We start from the raw sequence: 14573 nt of genomic DNA, 5'->3' as shown, positions 1-14573 counted from the left end.
CTGACGGGTTCGATCACCGTTCGGCGAACCGACTTGGCTGAGAGTGTCGGTTTGAGAACGTCCCCGGCGTGGGATCAGGCCGGATCCTCGTCGGTCGGCGAGGGCATCGCGTGGGGACGCAGGACCATGAGCGGAGCTTCCGAGGCCGCCACGATGGCGAAGGGGAACCGGTCGAGCTCCAGACAGAGCGCGACGTCATCGGGGTAGACCCCTTGGCGTACCCCCTGCGCCAGTTCGGCGGCGGCGCGCGAAGCGGAAGCGCGGCGAAGGAACCCGGCGGGGTCCGTCGCGGCCCCGGCGGCCCTGCGGGCGATGTACTCGGCGCACGCCAGGTCTTCATCGGCCCGCCCGTCCTCGCCGGTGATCACGAACGTGACGCTGTCACTCGCGCGCGTCCGCAGGAGTCGGGCCGTCGCCTCGGCCACCACGAAGCCGGCGCAGAGCACCAGCGGCGCTTCCTTGACCGCGAGGGCGCCCACGGTCCCTGCCGTGGTCTTCTGTACGACGGTGCGTCCGCCCAGGGCGAGGGAGCGCAGCAGACCGGGGGAGTTGACGGCGTCGAACCCGGGCGCGGCCGGACCGTCCTTGACCGACACCCAGTCAGGGTGGCGGGCCTTGAGCGCCAGAGCGTCGTCCAGCGACTCGGCGAGAACGATCTTCTCCGCCCCCCGGTCGAAGGCCCAGGCAGCCACGGTGAACGCCCGCATGACGTCGACCACGACCGCCACGGACGGGACTTCGGCCAGCTCGGCGATGCCGAGGAAACGAGCGTCCATGCGGATCATGATCGCGCATGCCCCGGCGGCGTCACGCGCCGAGTCGCTTCGCGTCATCCTTTTCGGTGACGACCGCGCCGGCGGACAGGAGCGTCGCACCGGCGAGGCTGCCCCAGAGGGCCGTCGGGCCGTGCGGGGCGAGAGTGGTGATGACTGCCGGGGAGACGGCCAGGCCGAAGCCCGTGGAGAGCTGGAAGCGGGCGAGGGCGCGCCCCAGGGCATGGGCCGGGGCGAGGACGGTGACGAGCGCGGTGGCGCTGCCCGCGTAGACGATCTCGCCGACCGTGCAGACCACGGACACCGCGGCGACGGCCGGGGCACCCCAGCCGTGCCCCAGCGAAGTGGCCACGAGGAACCCGAGATACGACGCGGTGAGCACCACGCCGGCGAGAGCGAGCACGGTCCGCCGGGAGAAGCGGGACATCAGGACGGTGACCGGTACCTGGAGGGTGACCACCAGTACCGTGTTCGCCACGAAGATGGCCGCCGACCACACCGGGGACGCGTGCAACTCGGTCACCAGGACCAGCGGGAGCGCGATTTCGGGGACGTTGAGGCAGAAGGCGTAGATCACGTTGGCGGCCAGCAGCGCACGCATACGGGGTGCGGGCACGTCGTCCCTGTCCGCCGCCGGGGTCGCGGCCGGACCGGCGTGCAGATGGACCGACCACGCCAAGGCCGCCGCGGTGAGATAGGCGAGTCCGGTGACGCCTGCCAGCAACCGCAACGCGGTGGCGCCCCCCGTCAGGCATACGGTGGCGAGGAGCGCGCCCGCGCCCATACCGGCGTTGCGCAGCGCGCGGCCCGCCGCGAGAGCGGTGTCGCGGTCCCGGCCATGGGCGACGGTCGCCACGAGAGCCGCGTGGGCGGCGGGCCACGCCTGGTTGCCGATGCCGAGGAAGAGCGCCGCCGTCGCGAACAGCCACGGGTGCCCCGCGGGGGTGGCCAGCAGCAGCGCCACGCCCACCACCCGCACCAGCATCGACGCCGCCACGACCGTGCTGCGCGCGCCCCGGTCCAGCCAGCGGCCGACCCCCGGCATGCAGACCAGGCCCGCGACGATGCCGAGCGTCATCGCGACGCCGGTGGCCGGCGCTGACAGCTTCAGCACCGTCACCCCGTACAGCAGCAGAAAGGGCCGCAGCAGGCCGGTGCCGAGCGCGTCCACGGCCAGGGCGACGGCATAGCGGGGGCCTCCGGAGGCCCGGACGAGGGCGGCGGGCCGGGTCTTGGTGGTGGTTGCCATGGCGCCAACGGTGCGCTCGGCCGCCGGGCCGGCTGAGTCGGTTGACGGACACCGTCAACCGACTCCACCCCCGGCCGTGCGACCAGTGATGATGTGGGTATGACGCTGCGGATCGACATCAACGGCCTGCCGCCCGAGCGGCTGCGGTTCGCCGCCTCCCCGCTGGCCGAGCTGACCGCGATGCTGCATGTGCTGGCCGAACCCGGGCATCATCCGCGACTCGCCGGCTGGGCGGGTGACGTCTGGGCCGGGCTGCGGCCCGAGCTGGCCGAGCGGTTGCGGGAGGCGGAGTTCCTCTGGCGCTCCTCACGAGCCGATTTCCTGGTCCCCGCCCGCCCCCGGGCGACCCTCGCCGACGAGCTGGACGACGTGGACCTCATCGACGACGAGACGTACGTGACGTCCGCGCTCGTCACCACGTGCGGCAGCAACCGGCTCCACTTCGGCGCGCCGTCGCCGCTCGCCGACGCGACCGCGCGCGAGCGCGCCCTGGGCCTGGCCCAGGCCCGCGGCGCACTCCAAGGTGCCTTCGCCGAACGGCTGCTGGCGGACCCGGCCGTCGTACGGGCACGGGTGCGCCACACCCTGGAGCAGTGCGCCGAGGCCTTCTTCGACGCCGCCTGGACAGACGTCGCCCTGCGACTCGCCAGCGACCTGCGCCTGAAGAACGACCTGCTGAAGCGCCAGGGCGTCGGGGCCGCCCTGGCATCGGTCTCCGAGGCGGTCACCCTGGCACCGGACGGCGGCCATATCGTCGTGGACAAGCTCCAGGACAAGTCGACGTCCGCCCAGGGCACCGGAGTCACCTTCATCCCCAGCGTCTTCGGCCACCCGCACCTGGTCGCGGTCTACGCGCCCGGCTGGCAACCGGTGATGCAGTACCCCGTGGCCGGCCCCGACCCGTCCGAGCCGGTGTCACTGGAAACCGTCACCCTACGACTGGAGGCGCTCGCGCACCCGGTACGGCTACGGCTGCTCCGCACCCTGGCCCGCGGCCCGCACACCACCGGCGAACTGGCCCACGCCTGGGAGCTCTCCGCCCCGGAGGTCTCCCGCCACCTCGCCGTCCTGCGCCGCGCGGACCTGCTCGCGGCGCGGCGGCACGGTCGTTACGTCCACTACACCCTCAAACTGCCCGCTCTGACGGCGTTGGGTTCCGACCTGCTGGCAGCCGTACTGCGCTGAACGCATCCGCCGACCCGCAACGCTCCGCCGGAAAAACACAACACACCGGTCGGCCATCCGGGCGTTGTCCAGTCGGTGGGTGACCACCACGGTGATCCGGTCGGGTGCGGTGGTCCGCGGCTCGCGGAAGATCTGGTGTTCACCGCGAGCGTCCACCTCGCCGACGAGCGCGACCCACCTCGCCGCGGTTGAAGGTGAGCGTGATCGGCTGCACCGCCGCGGAGTCCCTGTTCGGGTACGTGTACGACGCGTTCTCCAGGCGGATCCGCCGGGGCGCCGCCGCCCGGGTGCTGCCCCGGGCTCAGTCCCCCCACCGCGCCGGCCCCGTTCCTCACCGAGGCAGACGGCCGCCCCCGGCCCGCACGTGCACCCCCGAACAGCGTCACTCCAGGACCCGGACCTGCCCTCAAGACGGCGGCAGCTCAGTGTCGAGTCTGTTGGCAGGCACTCGCTCGATGCGGGTCCAGCCCCTCCAGCCCCGCTCCTCCAGGATCTCCAACAGCCGTGCGGCGTGCGGCGAGGACTCGACCATGGTTGCGTCCAGCAGGTCGACGAACTGATCGTCGATGCCGTCGTCGGCACCCACCTCGCCGGCCTCCACAGCGCGAATCATCAAGCGCTCCATGATGTCGGCGACCTCGACGATCCGCGGATCGTCGGCCGGCCAGTCGAGTGCCCCGCTGAGAAGGCTGTAGAGCTTCACCATGTCGGGTTCGTCCAGCTCCTCGTGCTTCTTGGCGATCACGGAGTCGATCGAATGCGGCACCTGGGCGGCGATCATGATCCAGGCGTCCCGCTCCATCTCGATGTACCGCTCCTCGACGCCGAGACCGCGCAGCCGGTCGAGGTAGTCCACGACGCTCTGCGGGAGCGCCAGTTGCTCTCCGGCGGCAAGCCTGGCGAGTCGGCTGCGAGTGTTCTGCAGCCGCCGGATCTCGGCGCGCAGGGCCTTGTCGACCTCCTGGACGCCGTCGGCGAACTCGTCCGGGCCGGCGTCGAGGAGTTCCTGCACGCGGGCCAGCGGCACGCCGGCGTCTGCGAGGGTGCGGATCCGGATCAGTCGCACGACCGCGACAGCGTCGTAGGTCCGGTATCCGGACCGGTCGCGCTCGGGCTCCGGCAGCAACCCGATCCGGTGGTAGTGGCGTACCGCCCGCACCGTCACCCCGGCGTACGCCGCGAGCTGGCTGATGGTGAGCATGGTCTCAGCCTGCCTCAGGCGATCTTCCGGCGATAGGCGGCCATCGCGAAGATGTACGCCACGACGAGGATGCCGACGCACCACGCGAGGGCGGTCCAGATGTCGTCGCCGACCGGCTGCTGGGCCAACAGGTCGCGGATCGTGTTGACGATCGACGTCACCGGCTGATGTTCGGCGAACCAGCGCACCGGGCCGGGCATCGTCCTTGTGGGCACGAACGCCGAACTGACGAACGGCAGAAAGATGAGGGGGTAGGCGAACGCACCCGCTCCCTCGACCGACGACGCGGAGAGCCCGGGGATCACGGCGAGCCAGGTCAGCGCCAGGGTGAACAGGAGCAGGATGCCGGTGACCGCGAGCCATGCCGGCACTCCTGCCCCGGAGCGGAAGCCCATGAGCACAGCGACGCCCACGACGAGCACGAGAGCGATCAGGTTGGCGACCAGAGAGGTGACGACGTGGGCCCACAGCACACCCGACCGAGCGATCGGCATGGACTGGAAACGTTCGAAGATCCCGCTCTTCACATCGGTGAACAGCCGGTACGCGGTGTAGGAGATGCCGGAGGCGATGGTCATGAGCAGGATGCCGGGCAGCATGTAGTTCACATACGAAATCGACCCGGTGTCGATGGCGCCGCCGAACACGTAGACGAACATCAGCATCATGGCGACCGGCGTGATGGCGGTCGTGATGATGGTGTCCATGCTGCGGGTGACATGGCGCAGGGTCCGCCCCGTGAGCGCGACGGTTTCGTTGAAGAAGTACGCGGTCATCCTCGTCCCCCCATTGTCGTGCCGGTGACGTCGCTCTTGTCGATGCCCCCGATGCCCCCGACGACCGCGAGGAAGATCTCCTCGAGAGTCGGCTGCTTCTCGACGTACTCGACCTTGGCGGGCGGGAAGAGCTGCTTGAGTTCGGCGAGGGTGCCGTTCACGATGATCCGACCCTGGTGGAGGATCGCGATCCGGTCGGCCAGATGCTCGGCCTCGTCCAGGTACTGCGTGGTGAGCAGTACCGTCGTTCCGTAGCCGGCAAGCTCCTTGACCGCATCCCACACCTCGATGCGCGCCTCGGGGTCAAGACCGGCCGTCGGCTCGTCCAGGAAGATCACCGGCGAATTCCCGATGAGGCTCATCGCGATGTCCAGCCGGCGGCGCATCCCACCCGAATACGTGGACACTCGCCGCGCGCCGGCCTCGCTCAGCGAAAAACGCCTCAGCAGGTCATCCGCGATCGCGCCCGGGTCCTCGACGTGGCGCAGCCTGGCGACGAGAGCGAGGTTCTCCCGACCGCTGAGGATCTCGTCGACGGCCGCGAACTGCCCGGTGAGACTGATGGACTCCCGCACGTTCGCCGGTCGCGTGGCGACGTCGAAGCCATTGACGCTCGCCGCCCCCGCGTCGGCTTTCAGGAGCGTGGCGAGGATCCTCACGGTCGTGGTCTTGCCCGCCCCGTTGGAACCGAGCAGGGCGAAGATGCTGCCCGGCGCCACGTCGAAGTCCACACCGCGCAGCACGTCGAGCTTCCCGTACGACTTCTTGAGACCTTGCACGCGAATCGCCGGACCGGCGATCGACTGGGCCGTCATGGTCATCTGCCTCCTTCGCGGAGCTGTTCCACGCGACTGCGCGGAACGTCCTCCCGGAAGGATGGAGGGTTGACCCGGCGTCAAGGTCAAGCGCGTTCCGACCGCGGCACCCAGATCGCCGACCGGCCGGACACACCGCAGCGATGACGGACCGCTCGCCCCGAGCCCGTTCGGCCGCCAACCCGCCCAACGAACCCGCCTGCGGTGCCCGGCGGGACGGTGGAGCCGGGAGAGTGTCGTCGCGGACGAGCACGGCCGCATCCGTGCGTACGCACGGATGCGGCCTGCCGGTCAAACCGTCATCAACTGCCGTAGATCCCGATCTCGTTGAGCGAGTACCGGTTGTCCGTGCCGCGCTGCGTGCACGTGATCCGTACGTACCGGGCGCTGCCCGGCGTGAACGCCCGGTTCTCCACGCCGCCCCGGCCCGCCGTCGTGGTGTGTACGGTGCGCCAGGTCGCGTTGTCCGTCGACACCTCGATGCGGTACGCGAGCGCGTACTGGTCGGACCAGTTGAGGGTCACCCGGCCTACCTGGCGGCCCGCGCCGAGGTCGACGGTGATCCAGGCCGTGGGGGTGGTCTTGCTCGCCCAACGGGTGGTCGGGTCCTGGTCGATCGCCTTCTTCGGCGGGTACGAGACGACGATCGCGTCCTGGTAGTCGGAAGCGCTCACACTCGCGCCGGCCGCCAGGTTGGTGAGGTTGTCGCCACGGCGGGCCGGGAATTCGACCACCTGCTGATACGTCGGCCGGTTCTGCCAGGCGATCCGGGGCACGGTGATGCCGCCCATCGCCCGGTGGACGATCGAGTCGGCGCAGACCTGCTCGCCCGCCGCGCATTCGTCGTCGGCCGGGTAGACGGTGGTCGCGGGCGCGGCGGCCGCCGCGGCCAGCGTCGAGAGCAGCACCGCGCGGCAGTCGGACACCGAACCGGCCCCGCAGTACGTCTTGTTGAGCGGACTGCTGACCGGCTTGCCGAGCACGGACCTGAGGTCCTTGTCCACATACGACCACCAACCGTGCTGGAACGAGGAGCCCTTGTGCGCCTCGCCCGCCGCTATGCCGGTCGCCGCGCCACCGGTGCCGTTCTGGCCGCCCGACGGCGACTCGTTGATCGGGGCGACGGCTGTCAGCGCCTGGTAGAGGTCGTTGCCGAGGTCGGACTTGAACTCGCCCTCCACCAGCAGCGGCCACCACGCGTCCAGGATGCGGATCGCGTCGGCGTCCGCGTAGACGCGTGATCCCTTCGCGGTCTCCCTGCGGTGCGAACCGGCCGCGTACCAGGCCCGCAGCTTCGCCACGGTCGAGGCCAGGGCGGGGTCGGTGATCTGCGCGGTGTCGATGACGTCGAGCAGCGAGGGCAGCACGCTCTCGGCGCGCAGGTCGACCGTCGCGCCTTCTTCCATGGCCTTCACGAGCTGGACGCGGGTGACGTTGCCCGCGGCGACGAGGGCCGAGACCCGCTTGTCGAGGATGTCGGCGCGGTGCACCGAACCGTTGCCCCAGTCCGAGGCGAAGCCCTTGGCCTGCTTGTTGTTCCAACTGACGTAGTAGTCCTGGTCGACGGACTGCGGGTGCTCGGCGGGCGGCGTCACGGCGGAGGTGTTGCGGACCGGGTCCCAGTCCTGCCACTCGTGGCCGGCCCCGGCCAGGATCGGCTGGTCCGGGTCGGTGCCCGCTGCCCGGACCGGATTGATGCCCGAGTTGTAGTACGCCGTGTGATCGGCGTCGACGTAGAACCAGTTGAAGGTGTAGCCGACGTCACGTGCGGCGTTCTGGAAGGTCTGGGCCGAGGTGATCGCGTTCGGGTCGTTGAACTGCTGGAAGCCGATCACCGAGTCGATGTCGTGCTGGTACGTGGAGCGCAGCGCGGTGAAGGCCACCGGCCGCCCGCCCACCTCGCCGGTATGGGTGACCAGCCCGTACGCACTGCGCTTGCTGACCAGGTCGTAGGCGCCGGTGGCCGTGGAGTCCGCCACCGTCGCCGACCAACTGTTGTGCTTGGTCAGGGTGTCGAAGGGGGTGCACACGCCGCGCAGCAGGTAGTGGTCGGAGTTCTGGGTGGGCGCAGCGCCCGACGGCTCGCAGAGGTCGACGGCGAAGGTGTCGGTGATGTCCTGGTTGGCGGAGGTGGCGCTCCAGGAGTAGTCGAGGCCGCGGCCGATCTCCACGTAGAAGCTCAACCCGGGGAAGGCGGCGCCCCGGACGCGCAGCCCAGGCCCGTCCAGTTCCTGGATCATCAGCAACTGCGGCGCGTAGTAACCGGTCTGCGGCCCGTAGACCGCGATCGGGTGGCCGGAGGCGGTGTGCTCGCCCGACACCACCAGGGCGTTGGACATGCCCTTCTTCGCGGTGATCAGATCGCCGGGCAGTACGCTCGCGGCCGAAGAGGCGTTCGCCGCGGCGCCCGTACCCGTACCGTTCTGCGCGTGGCTGAACGCCCGCACCGTGTCCGGATCCGGCACGGCGACACCCGTCGGCGCGGCCGGGGTGTTCCCGTACGGGAAGGTGCCGCTGTGTACGGTCGTCACGGCTTCGGAGTCGTCCTGCGCGCGCCACGCGGTGTACGCGGCGTTGCCGGCCGCCGTGCCGTACCGCTGCTGGAACTCCAGTTTGGCGAGCGCGTTCCCGACCTCGCCGCCGCCACCCCCACCGAAGATCGCGCCGACGACCGACGCCATCGCCACCACATCGGTGGCCGTGAAGTCCTTGATCGTGGAGCCGTGGCCGGTCAGCACATACTCACCGGGATAGGTGTTGGCTCCGACGGTGTCGTCGATCCACGCGTTGATGCCCGCCACGTAGTTCTGGATGTCCTGATACGCCTGCGCGCCCTTGGTGCCTGAGTCGCGGACCCGTTCGAGCTGGGCCGTGAGATCGCTCTCGGTGTACGGAGCCACCGCCCACAGGCTCTGCTCCAGGGCGCGGTTGCCGGCCGCGCCGCCCGCGAAGGACGACAACTCGCCCCTGCCGACGTGCCGCAGGACGTCCATCAGCCACAGCTTGTCCTCACCGGCCGCGTACCCGGCGCCGAACTCGGTGCCCGCGCGGGTCGTTCCCTTGATGTGGGGGGTGCCCGTCGCCTTGTCCCGGGTGATCGTGACGTCGGACCTGGGCGACTTCGCGCTCTCCACCTGGTCGGCCGCCACCCCGAACGACGCGTCGTTGAAGTAGGCGGCGAGCTGATCCTCCGTCAGGCCCGAGTAGTCGTGCAGGAGGTTGTCGTACGGCTCTATCTGGTCCGCCGAGTGCTTGGGCCGGGTGCCGACACTCTGGTGCAGCAGGATGCCGGCGAGCGTGGCGTGCCCGTTCTCACCGGCCGGGAGAATGTCCTGGCACTGGCCGAGGCAGGGGTCACCGGCGGCCGGAACCGGGTCAACTCCCGCCGCCGCCTGGGCCGGTGAGCCGACCACGAGCGTCGCCAGCAGCGCGGAGGCCGCGACCACGGAGAGGACGGCCGAGCGCAAGGACGCTCGGCGGCGTCTCGAAGCTGGAGCAGGAGCAGCGGTCACCGGAGCCTCTTCCGTCAAGCTGTCGTGGGGGACACGGTCGGGCGCGCGGGAACACTATTCCCGCTTTCACCGCAACCAGGAAGATCCTGCGGGCCAACTTCCACAGGACTGCAATATTCCGGAACGGCTGAGAGCCCGAGTTGGGGGCATCCGTCAGACGACCATCTCGTCGACGGTGGGGCGGGGCGCAATAGGGTGAGGCGCCGCGGTCCGGTCCGGTCGCGTACAGCGGATTCACTAGGTGCAGAGGTGTGGCAAGTTCATGAAGCGACCTGGACGGCTGTCGAAGATGTCGGGGCCGGGCAGCGCAGTGGCCGCGTCCCTCGCCATGGCCCGCCCCGCGCAGGGCAGTTCCCCGACGCACCTGCTGCGCAGGGCGGCCGGGCACGACGCCGTATGGCTGGCCGCCGCTGTCGCGCTCGGGGCCTCCGGCGGCAGGAGCGCCCGCAGGGCCGCCCTGCGGGGCGTCGGATCCGTGGCGATCGTCGCGGTGATCAACCACACGCTCGGCAAACCGGCCGCCCGCAACGCCCGTCCGGTCCTCGACCGGCTCCCCGGTGTGTTCCCCCGGCCGAACACCGCGTCGCTCCCGTCGAGCCCCATGGCGTCCGCCGCCGCCTTCGCCTCGGGCGTCGCCCTGGAGTCGCCGCGCTACGGCCTCGCCGTGCTGCCGGTCGCCGCGGGGCTCGCGTACGTACGCAGCAGCGAGGGCCTCACCCATCGCGGCCGGGCCGCTGCGGGTGTGATCGTCGGCGTGGGCGCCGCACTGCTCACCTGCCGCTGGTGGCCGGTGAAGCCCGACGCCGCCGCGTCCGCCCCGCCCCCGCGCAGGCCGGCGCCCGCGCTCCCGGACGGCGAGGGGCTGCATCTGCTGGTCAACCCGTCGTCCGGCATCTCCTGGTCCAAGGACACCGCCGAGACGCTGGGCGCCCTGCTGCCCAAGGCGTCCATCACCGTCCTCGAACCGGCCGACGACCTGGTGAGCCTGCTCGACGAGGCGGCGCGGCGCGCCGTCGCCGACGGCGGGGCGCTGGGAGTGTGCGGAGGCGACGGTACCGTCAACGCGGGCGCCACGACGGCCGCCCGGCACGGTGTGCCGCTGGCCGTCTTCCCCGGCGGTACGTTCAACCACTTCGCCGTGGACCTCGGCAACCAGACCCTGGAGGACGTGGTCCGTGCGATACAGGCGGGCGACGCCGTCACCGCCGACGTGGGCCGTGCCTCGTCACCCGAGGGGCCAGGCACCCACCCAGAGGAAGGCGCACCGGACAGCTCACCCGCCGACTCCGCGGCCCCTCCGGAGGGGCCGGGGCAGCAGTTCTTCCTCAACACCTTCAGCATCGGGGTGTACTCGGAACTCGTCCACGCCAGGGAGCGCCTGGAGAAGCACATCGGCAAGTGGCCCGCGCTGGCCGTCGGCCTCGCCAAGGTCCTGGCCACCGGCAGCCCGCTCTCGGTGGTCATCAACGGCCGCGCCCGCCGCATCTGGCTGCTCTTCGCGGGCAACGGCATATACCACCCGGCCGGTTTCGCCCCGACCTACCGCACCCAGCTCGACGACGGACTGCTCGACGTCCGCGCCGTGGAGGCCGGCACCCCGCTGGCCCGCACCCGGCTGCTGCTCGCCGTCCTCACCGGCACCCTGCACAACTCGCGCGTGCTGACCACCGCCCAGGTGCGCCGCCTGGACCTCGAAGTCCTGCGCGGCGACCCGCACTTCGCTTACGACGGCGAGGTCACCGACGCCACGTACCGGCGCCTGGTCCTCGACAAGATCCCCAAGGCGGTCACCCTGTACCGCCCCGCCGACCAGGACCAGTGGCTGCGCTGAGCGGTGCCGCCGGAGATTCGCCGGAACGGCGTGTGCATGAGTGGCCGAAGTCAGGGCACCCGGAGGAAGCACAACGAGAGACCGACAGCCACCGACCGGGTGGCCGCGGAGACGAAGAGATCGGAACCGACATGATTGTCCTTGGCGTCATTCTGCTCCTCATCGGCCTGCTGGTCGGTGTCTCGCTGCTGACCACCATCGGCGGCGTGCTGGTGGTCGTCGGTGCGATCCTGTGGATCCTCGGCGCGAGCGGTCGCGCGGTCGGTGGTCGCAAGCACTATTTCTAGAGCCGGTTGTCGAAGACCGAGCCGATGAACTCCGTGAGCAGCCGCTCTTTGAGCGGCTGCTCAAGTGCGTCGAGCAGCACCAGTACGGGGGCCATCCGGCCGGGCAGCCCCGCCGCGCCGTCGAGCCCCGCGTAAGCCAGTACGCCGGCGATCTCCTCCGGAGTCAGCGCCGCCGGGTCGAGTCCGGCGGCGAGTTCGGCCAGCCCCGGGTCCACGGACACCGGCGGCAGCACGCGGGCCGCTCGCAGCGCGTCGGCGAGATCCTTCACCAGCGCGTCCACCTGGCCGACCGTGGCCGGTGTCAGGGTGAGGTGGAGATTGGGCGGCAGGCCGTCGAACGACAACTGCGGCTGGAGGTACCAGCCCCGTACGCGCATCTCGTCGGCCAGATGCAGCAGCAGACTCAAGTCGGGCCCGGCGCCCGCCGGTTCGCCCGCGCCGCCGCCGTGGACCGTGAACGCGACGAGTCCTGCGGCCGGTTCACCGAGCACCTGTACGCCGGGTATGCCACGCAGGCCCGCCAGCAGCCGGTCCGACGCCTCGGCGACGCGGGCGGCCAGGGCCGTGTAGCCGTCCTCACCCACATGCTGGAGGACCGCCCACGCCTGCGCCAGCAGCCCGCCTGACTTCGTCCCCTGCACCGTGGGGTTGACGACCGGGTAACCGGGCCAGCCCGCGTGGGCGAAGTACTGGTACCGGCGCAGTTCCGCGTCCCGGTAGAGCACGACGGACGCGCCCTTGTCCGCGTACGCGTACTTGTGCAGGTCGACGGAGAGCGATGTGACTCCCGGGACCGAAAGACCGAACGGCGGCACATCGCGCCCGGCGCGCCGCAGGTAGGGCAGGAGCCAGCCGCCGATACAGGCGTCGACATGGCAGAGCACCCCGCGCCCGGCAGCGGCGGCGGCGATGTCGGCCACCGGGTCGATCACCCCGTGCGCGTACGACGGCGCCGAGGCGACCACGAGCGCGGTGCGGTCGGTGAGCGCCGCCGCCACCGCATCGGCGTCGGCGCGGAAGGTCAGCGGATCGACCGGCACGACGACCGTCTCCAGGCCCAGATAGTGGGCGGCCTTGTGGAAGGCGGCATGGGCGGTGGACGGCAGGACCAGTTGCGGCGCCGTGACCCCCCGTACCGAACGCGCCTGGTCACGGGCCGTCTTGACGGCGAGCAGGATGCTCTCCGTCCCGCCGCTGGTGAACGTCCCCTGCGCACCCGGGGCGCCCAGCAGCGCCGCCACGGCCCGCACCAGGTCGTTCTCCAGCCGCGCCACGCTCGGGAAGACGGTGGGGTCGAGGCCGTTGACGGTCGCGTACTGCGTGTACGCGGCAGCCGCCAGCTCGTCGAGCCCGTCAAGGCCCGCGTCGTAGACGTACGCGAAGGTGCGCCCGCCCCGGGTGGGTGCGTCGGACTCCCGCAGACGGCGCAGCTCGGCGAGCACCTCGGCCGCCGAACGGCCTTCGGGGAGGGCGCGGTTGGGTTCAGTCGACACGGTCGGTCTCTTCCTGCCGGGATTCGGGCGCCACGGGCACGGGCGCCACGGGCACGGGTGTGGTGGACGTATGGCCGGCGGCGTCCTCGCGGTAGCGGTACAGCAGCCACAGACTCGCCGCGGCAAGGACGGCCGGCAGCACACTCATGCCCGTGGTGATACCGGTCAGCGCGGCGGCGGGCTGGTCGACCCGGTGATCGGCGTCCGACGAGCGGAACCCCGTCACCGCGAGCACCAGCGCGAACGCCCCCGCGCCCAGCGCGAAGGCCAGATTCTCCGCCGCCGTCCACAGCCCGGTGAAGGTCGCGGCCCGCCGCTTGCCGGTACGGGCGACATCGGCGGCCAGCGTGTCGGCGAGCATGGTCAGCGGCAGCAACTGGAGCCCCGCGTAGGCGATTCCGATGACGACCACCGCCCCGAAACCGAGGGCGTTCCCCGCCACGGGGGTGAAGGCCAGCAGCACGGCGCCGCCGAGGAAGAGCACCGAGGCGCCCCACTGCGCCGCCTTCGCCCCGTACCGGCGGGCCAGCCGGTTCCACAGCGGCATGACGAGCACGAGCGGGCCGATCAGACACGCGAACAGCGGCGTGACCGCGTCGGCCGAGCCGAGTGTGTACGTCGCGAAGTACTGGACGCCCGCGAGCATCACGCCCACGGCAAGCGCCTGGAGGGTCCACATGCCGGCCAGGAACAGGAAGGGCCGGTGCGACCTGGCGGCGGCCAACTGGGCCCGGAGCGAGTGCTCCGCCTCGCTGCGGGCCACCGCGGGCGCCCACCGCGTGGTGAACCAGGCCCCGAACATGCCGAGAGCGAGCAGGAGGGCGACGGCGATCCCCATGGTCCGGTAACTGCCCGGTCCGTCGTCGCCCGCGTGCGCGATCGCCGGCGCGAGCCCGCCGGACAGCAGGATCGCGACGCCCAGAAAGCCGACCCGCCAGCCCAGCACCCGGCCGCGCTCGACCGGGTCCTCGGTCATCTCGGCGGGCATCGTCACGTACGGCACCTGGAAGACGGCGTACGCGGTGGCGGCCAGCAGGAAGACCACCGCCACATAGCCGGCGGCCGCCGCGCCCCGCAGCGGAGGCGCGGCGAAGAGCAGGGCGAAGAGCGGCGGGAGCGTGCAGGCACCGATGAGCAGGAACGGCCGACGCGGTCCGCCGCGCAGCCGGCTGCGATCGGAGACCGCCCCGACCAGCGGATTGACCAGGACGTCCCACGCCTTCGGCAGGAAGACGGCCGCACCGGCGACGGCGGCGGGTACGGCGAGCACGTTGGTGAGGTAGTAGAGCAGGATCAGCCCCGGCACGGTGGCGAACGTGCCGGTGCACAAGGAGCCGAGCCCGTACCCGATACGCACCCTGCGCCGAAGGGGCGGAACCGGCTCGCCCTGTGCGCGGGTGTCTGCTGCCATGCCGCAGATCATGGAGGAACGGCGAAGCCGGCGGCAAGAG

The 14573-nt window shown here is 71.2% G+C and carries 11 protein-coding genes; 3 read left to right on the top strand and 8 right to left on the bottom strand.

What is annotated here, in order from left to right; all coding sequences use genetic code 11:
• Positions 1-74: 74 nt before the first annotated feature.
• Both ACZ63I_RS06075 and ACZ63I_RS06070 read right to left on the bottom strand, forming a co-directional pair.
• The gene (locus ACZ63I_RS06075; protein ID WP_469335823.1) at positions 75-776 is read right to left on the bottom strand and encodes a 2-phosphosulfolactate phosphatase; all 702 of its coding nucleotides are present in this window, start codon (positions 774-776) and stop codon (positions 75-77) included.
• Between the two features lie 31 nt (positions 777-807).
• The gene (locus tag ACZ63I_RS06070) at positions 808-2022 is read right to left on the bottom strand and encodes an MFS transporter (RefSeq protein ID WP_469335821.1); all 1215 of its coding nucleotides are present in this window, start codon (positions 2020-2022) and stop codon (positions 808-810) included.
• Between the two features lie 99 nt (positions 2023-2121).
• Here ACZ63I_RS06070 and ACZ63I_RS06065 point away from each other — a divergent pair, with 99 nt between their 5' ends.
• The gene (locus ACZ63I_RS06065) at positions 2122-3207 is read left to right on the top strand and encodes a DUF5937 family protein (protein WP_469335819.1); all 1086 of its coding nucleotides are present in this window, start codon (positions 2122-2124) and stop codon (positions 3205-3207) included.
• Between the two features lie 406 nt (positions 3208-3613).
• Here ACZ63I_RS06065 and ACZ63I_RS06060 read toward each other — a convergent pair whose 3' ends face one another.
• From ACZ63I_RS06060 to ACZ63I_RS06045, 4 genes are all read right to left on the bottom strand, one after another.
• A complete protein-coding gene (locus tag ACZ63I_RS06060) occupies positions 3614-4408 on the bottom strand; it encodes a MerR family transcriptional regulator (RefSeq protein WP_469335816.1) in 795 nt (264 codons plus the stop codon).
• A 14-nt stretch (positions 4409-4422) separates the two neighbouring features.
• Positions 4423-5184 (bottom strand): ABC transporter permease, encoded by a 762-nt coding sequence (locus tag ACZ63I_RS06055; RefSeq protein WP_469335814.1) that lies wholly within the window; start codon positions 5182-5184, stop codon positions 4423-4425.
• Entirely contained in the window at positions 5181-5999 is an 819-nt protein-coding gene (locus ACZ63I_RS06050; RefSeq protein ID WP_469337010.1) for an ABC transporter ATP-binding protein, read from the bottom strand. The genes ACZ63I_RS06055 and ACZ63I_RS06050 overlap by 4 nt, the downstream gene beginning before the upstream one ends.
• 302 nt (positions 6000-6301) lie before the next feature.
• Positions 6302-9466 (bottom strand): penicillin acylase family protein, encoded by a 3165-nt coding sequence (locus tag ACZ63I_RS06045; RefSeq protein ID WP_469335812.1) that lies wholly within the window; start codon positions 9464-9466, stop codon positions 6302-6304.
• 307 nt (positions 9467-9773) lie between these two features.
• On the opposite strand from ACZ63I_RS06045, the gene ACZ63I_RS06040 reads away from it, so the two are divergent.
• On the top strand, positions 9774-11342 hold the full coding sequence (locus ACZ63I_RS06040; RefSeq protein WP_469335811.1) for a diacylglycerol/lipid kinase family protein: 1569 nt from the start codon (positions 9774-9776) through the stop codon (positions 11340-11342).
• 131 nt (positions 11343-11473) lie between these two features.
• Positions 11474-11629 carry a hypothetical protein gene (locus tag ACZ63I_RS06035; RefSeq protein ID WP_469335809.1) on the top strand — a complete coding sequence of 52 codons (156 nt, stop codon included), beginning with the start codon at positions 11474-11476 and terminating at the stop codon, positions 11627-11629.
• On the opposite strand, the gene ACZ63I_RS06030 is transcribed toward ACZ63I_RS06035, so the two are convergent.
• Both ACZ63I_RS06030 and ACZ63I_RS06025 read right to left on the bottom strand, forming a co-directional pair.
• Entirely contained in the window at positions 11626-13122 is a 1497-nt protein-coding gene (locus tag ACZ63I_RS06030) for a pyridoxal phosphate-dependent decarboxylase family protein (protein ID WP_469335807.1), read from the bottom strand. The genes ACZ63I_RS06035 and ACZ63I_RS06030 overlap by 4 nt on opposite strands.
• The gene (locus ACZ63I_RS06025; protein WP_469335806.1) at positions 13112-14533 is read right to left on the bottom strand and encodes an MFS transporter; all 1422 of its coding nucleotides are present in this window, start codon (positions 14531-14533) and stop codon (positions 13112-13114) included. The genes ACZ63I_RS06030 and ACZ63I_RS06025 overlap by 11 nt, the downstream gene beginning before the upstream one ends.
• Positions 14534-14573: the final 40 nt, after the last annotated feature.

It is taken from the genome of Streptomyces sp. NPDC087906 (assembly GCF_055584925.1).
Note: the sequence above shows the minus strand (reverse complement) of the source record. Positions and strands in the feature narration are given on the sequence as shown.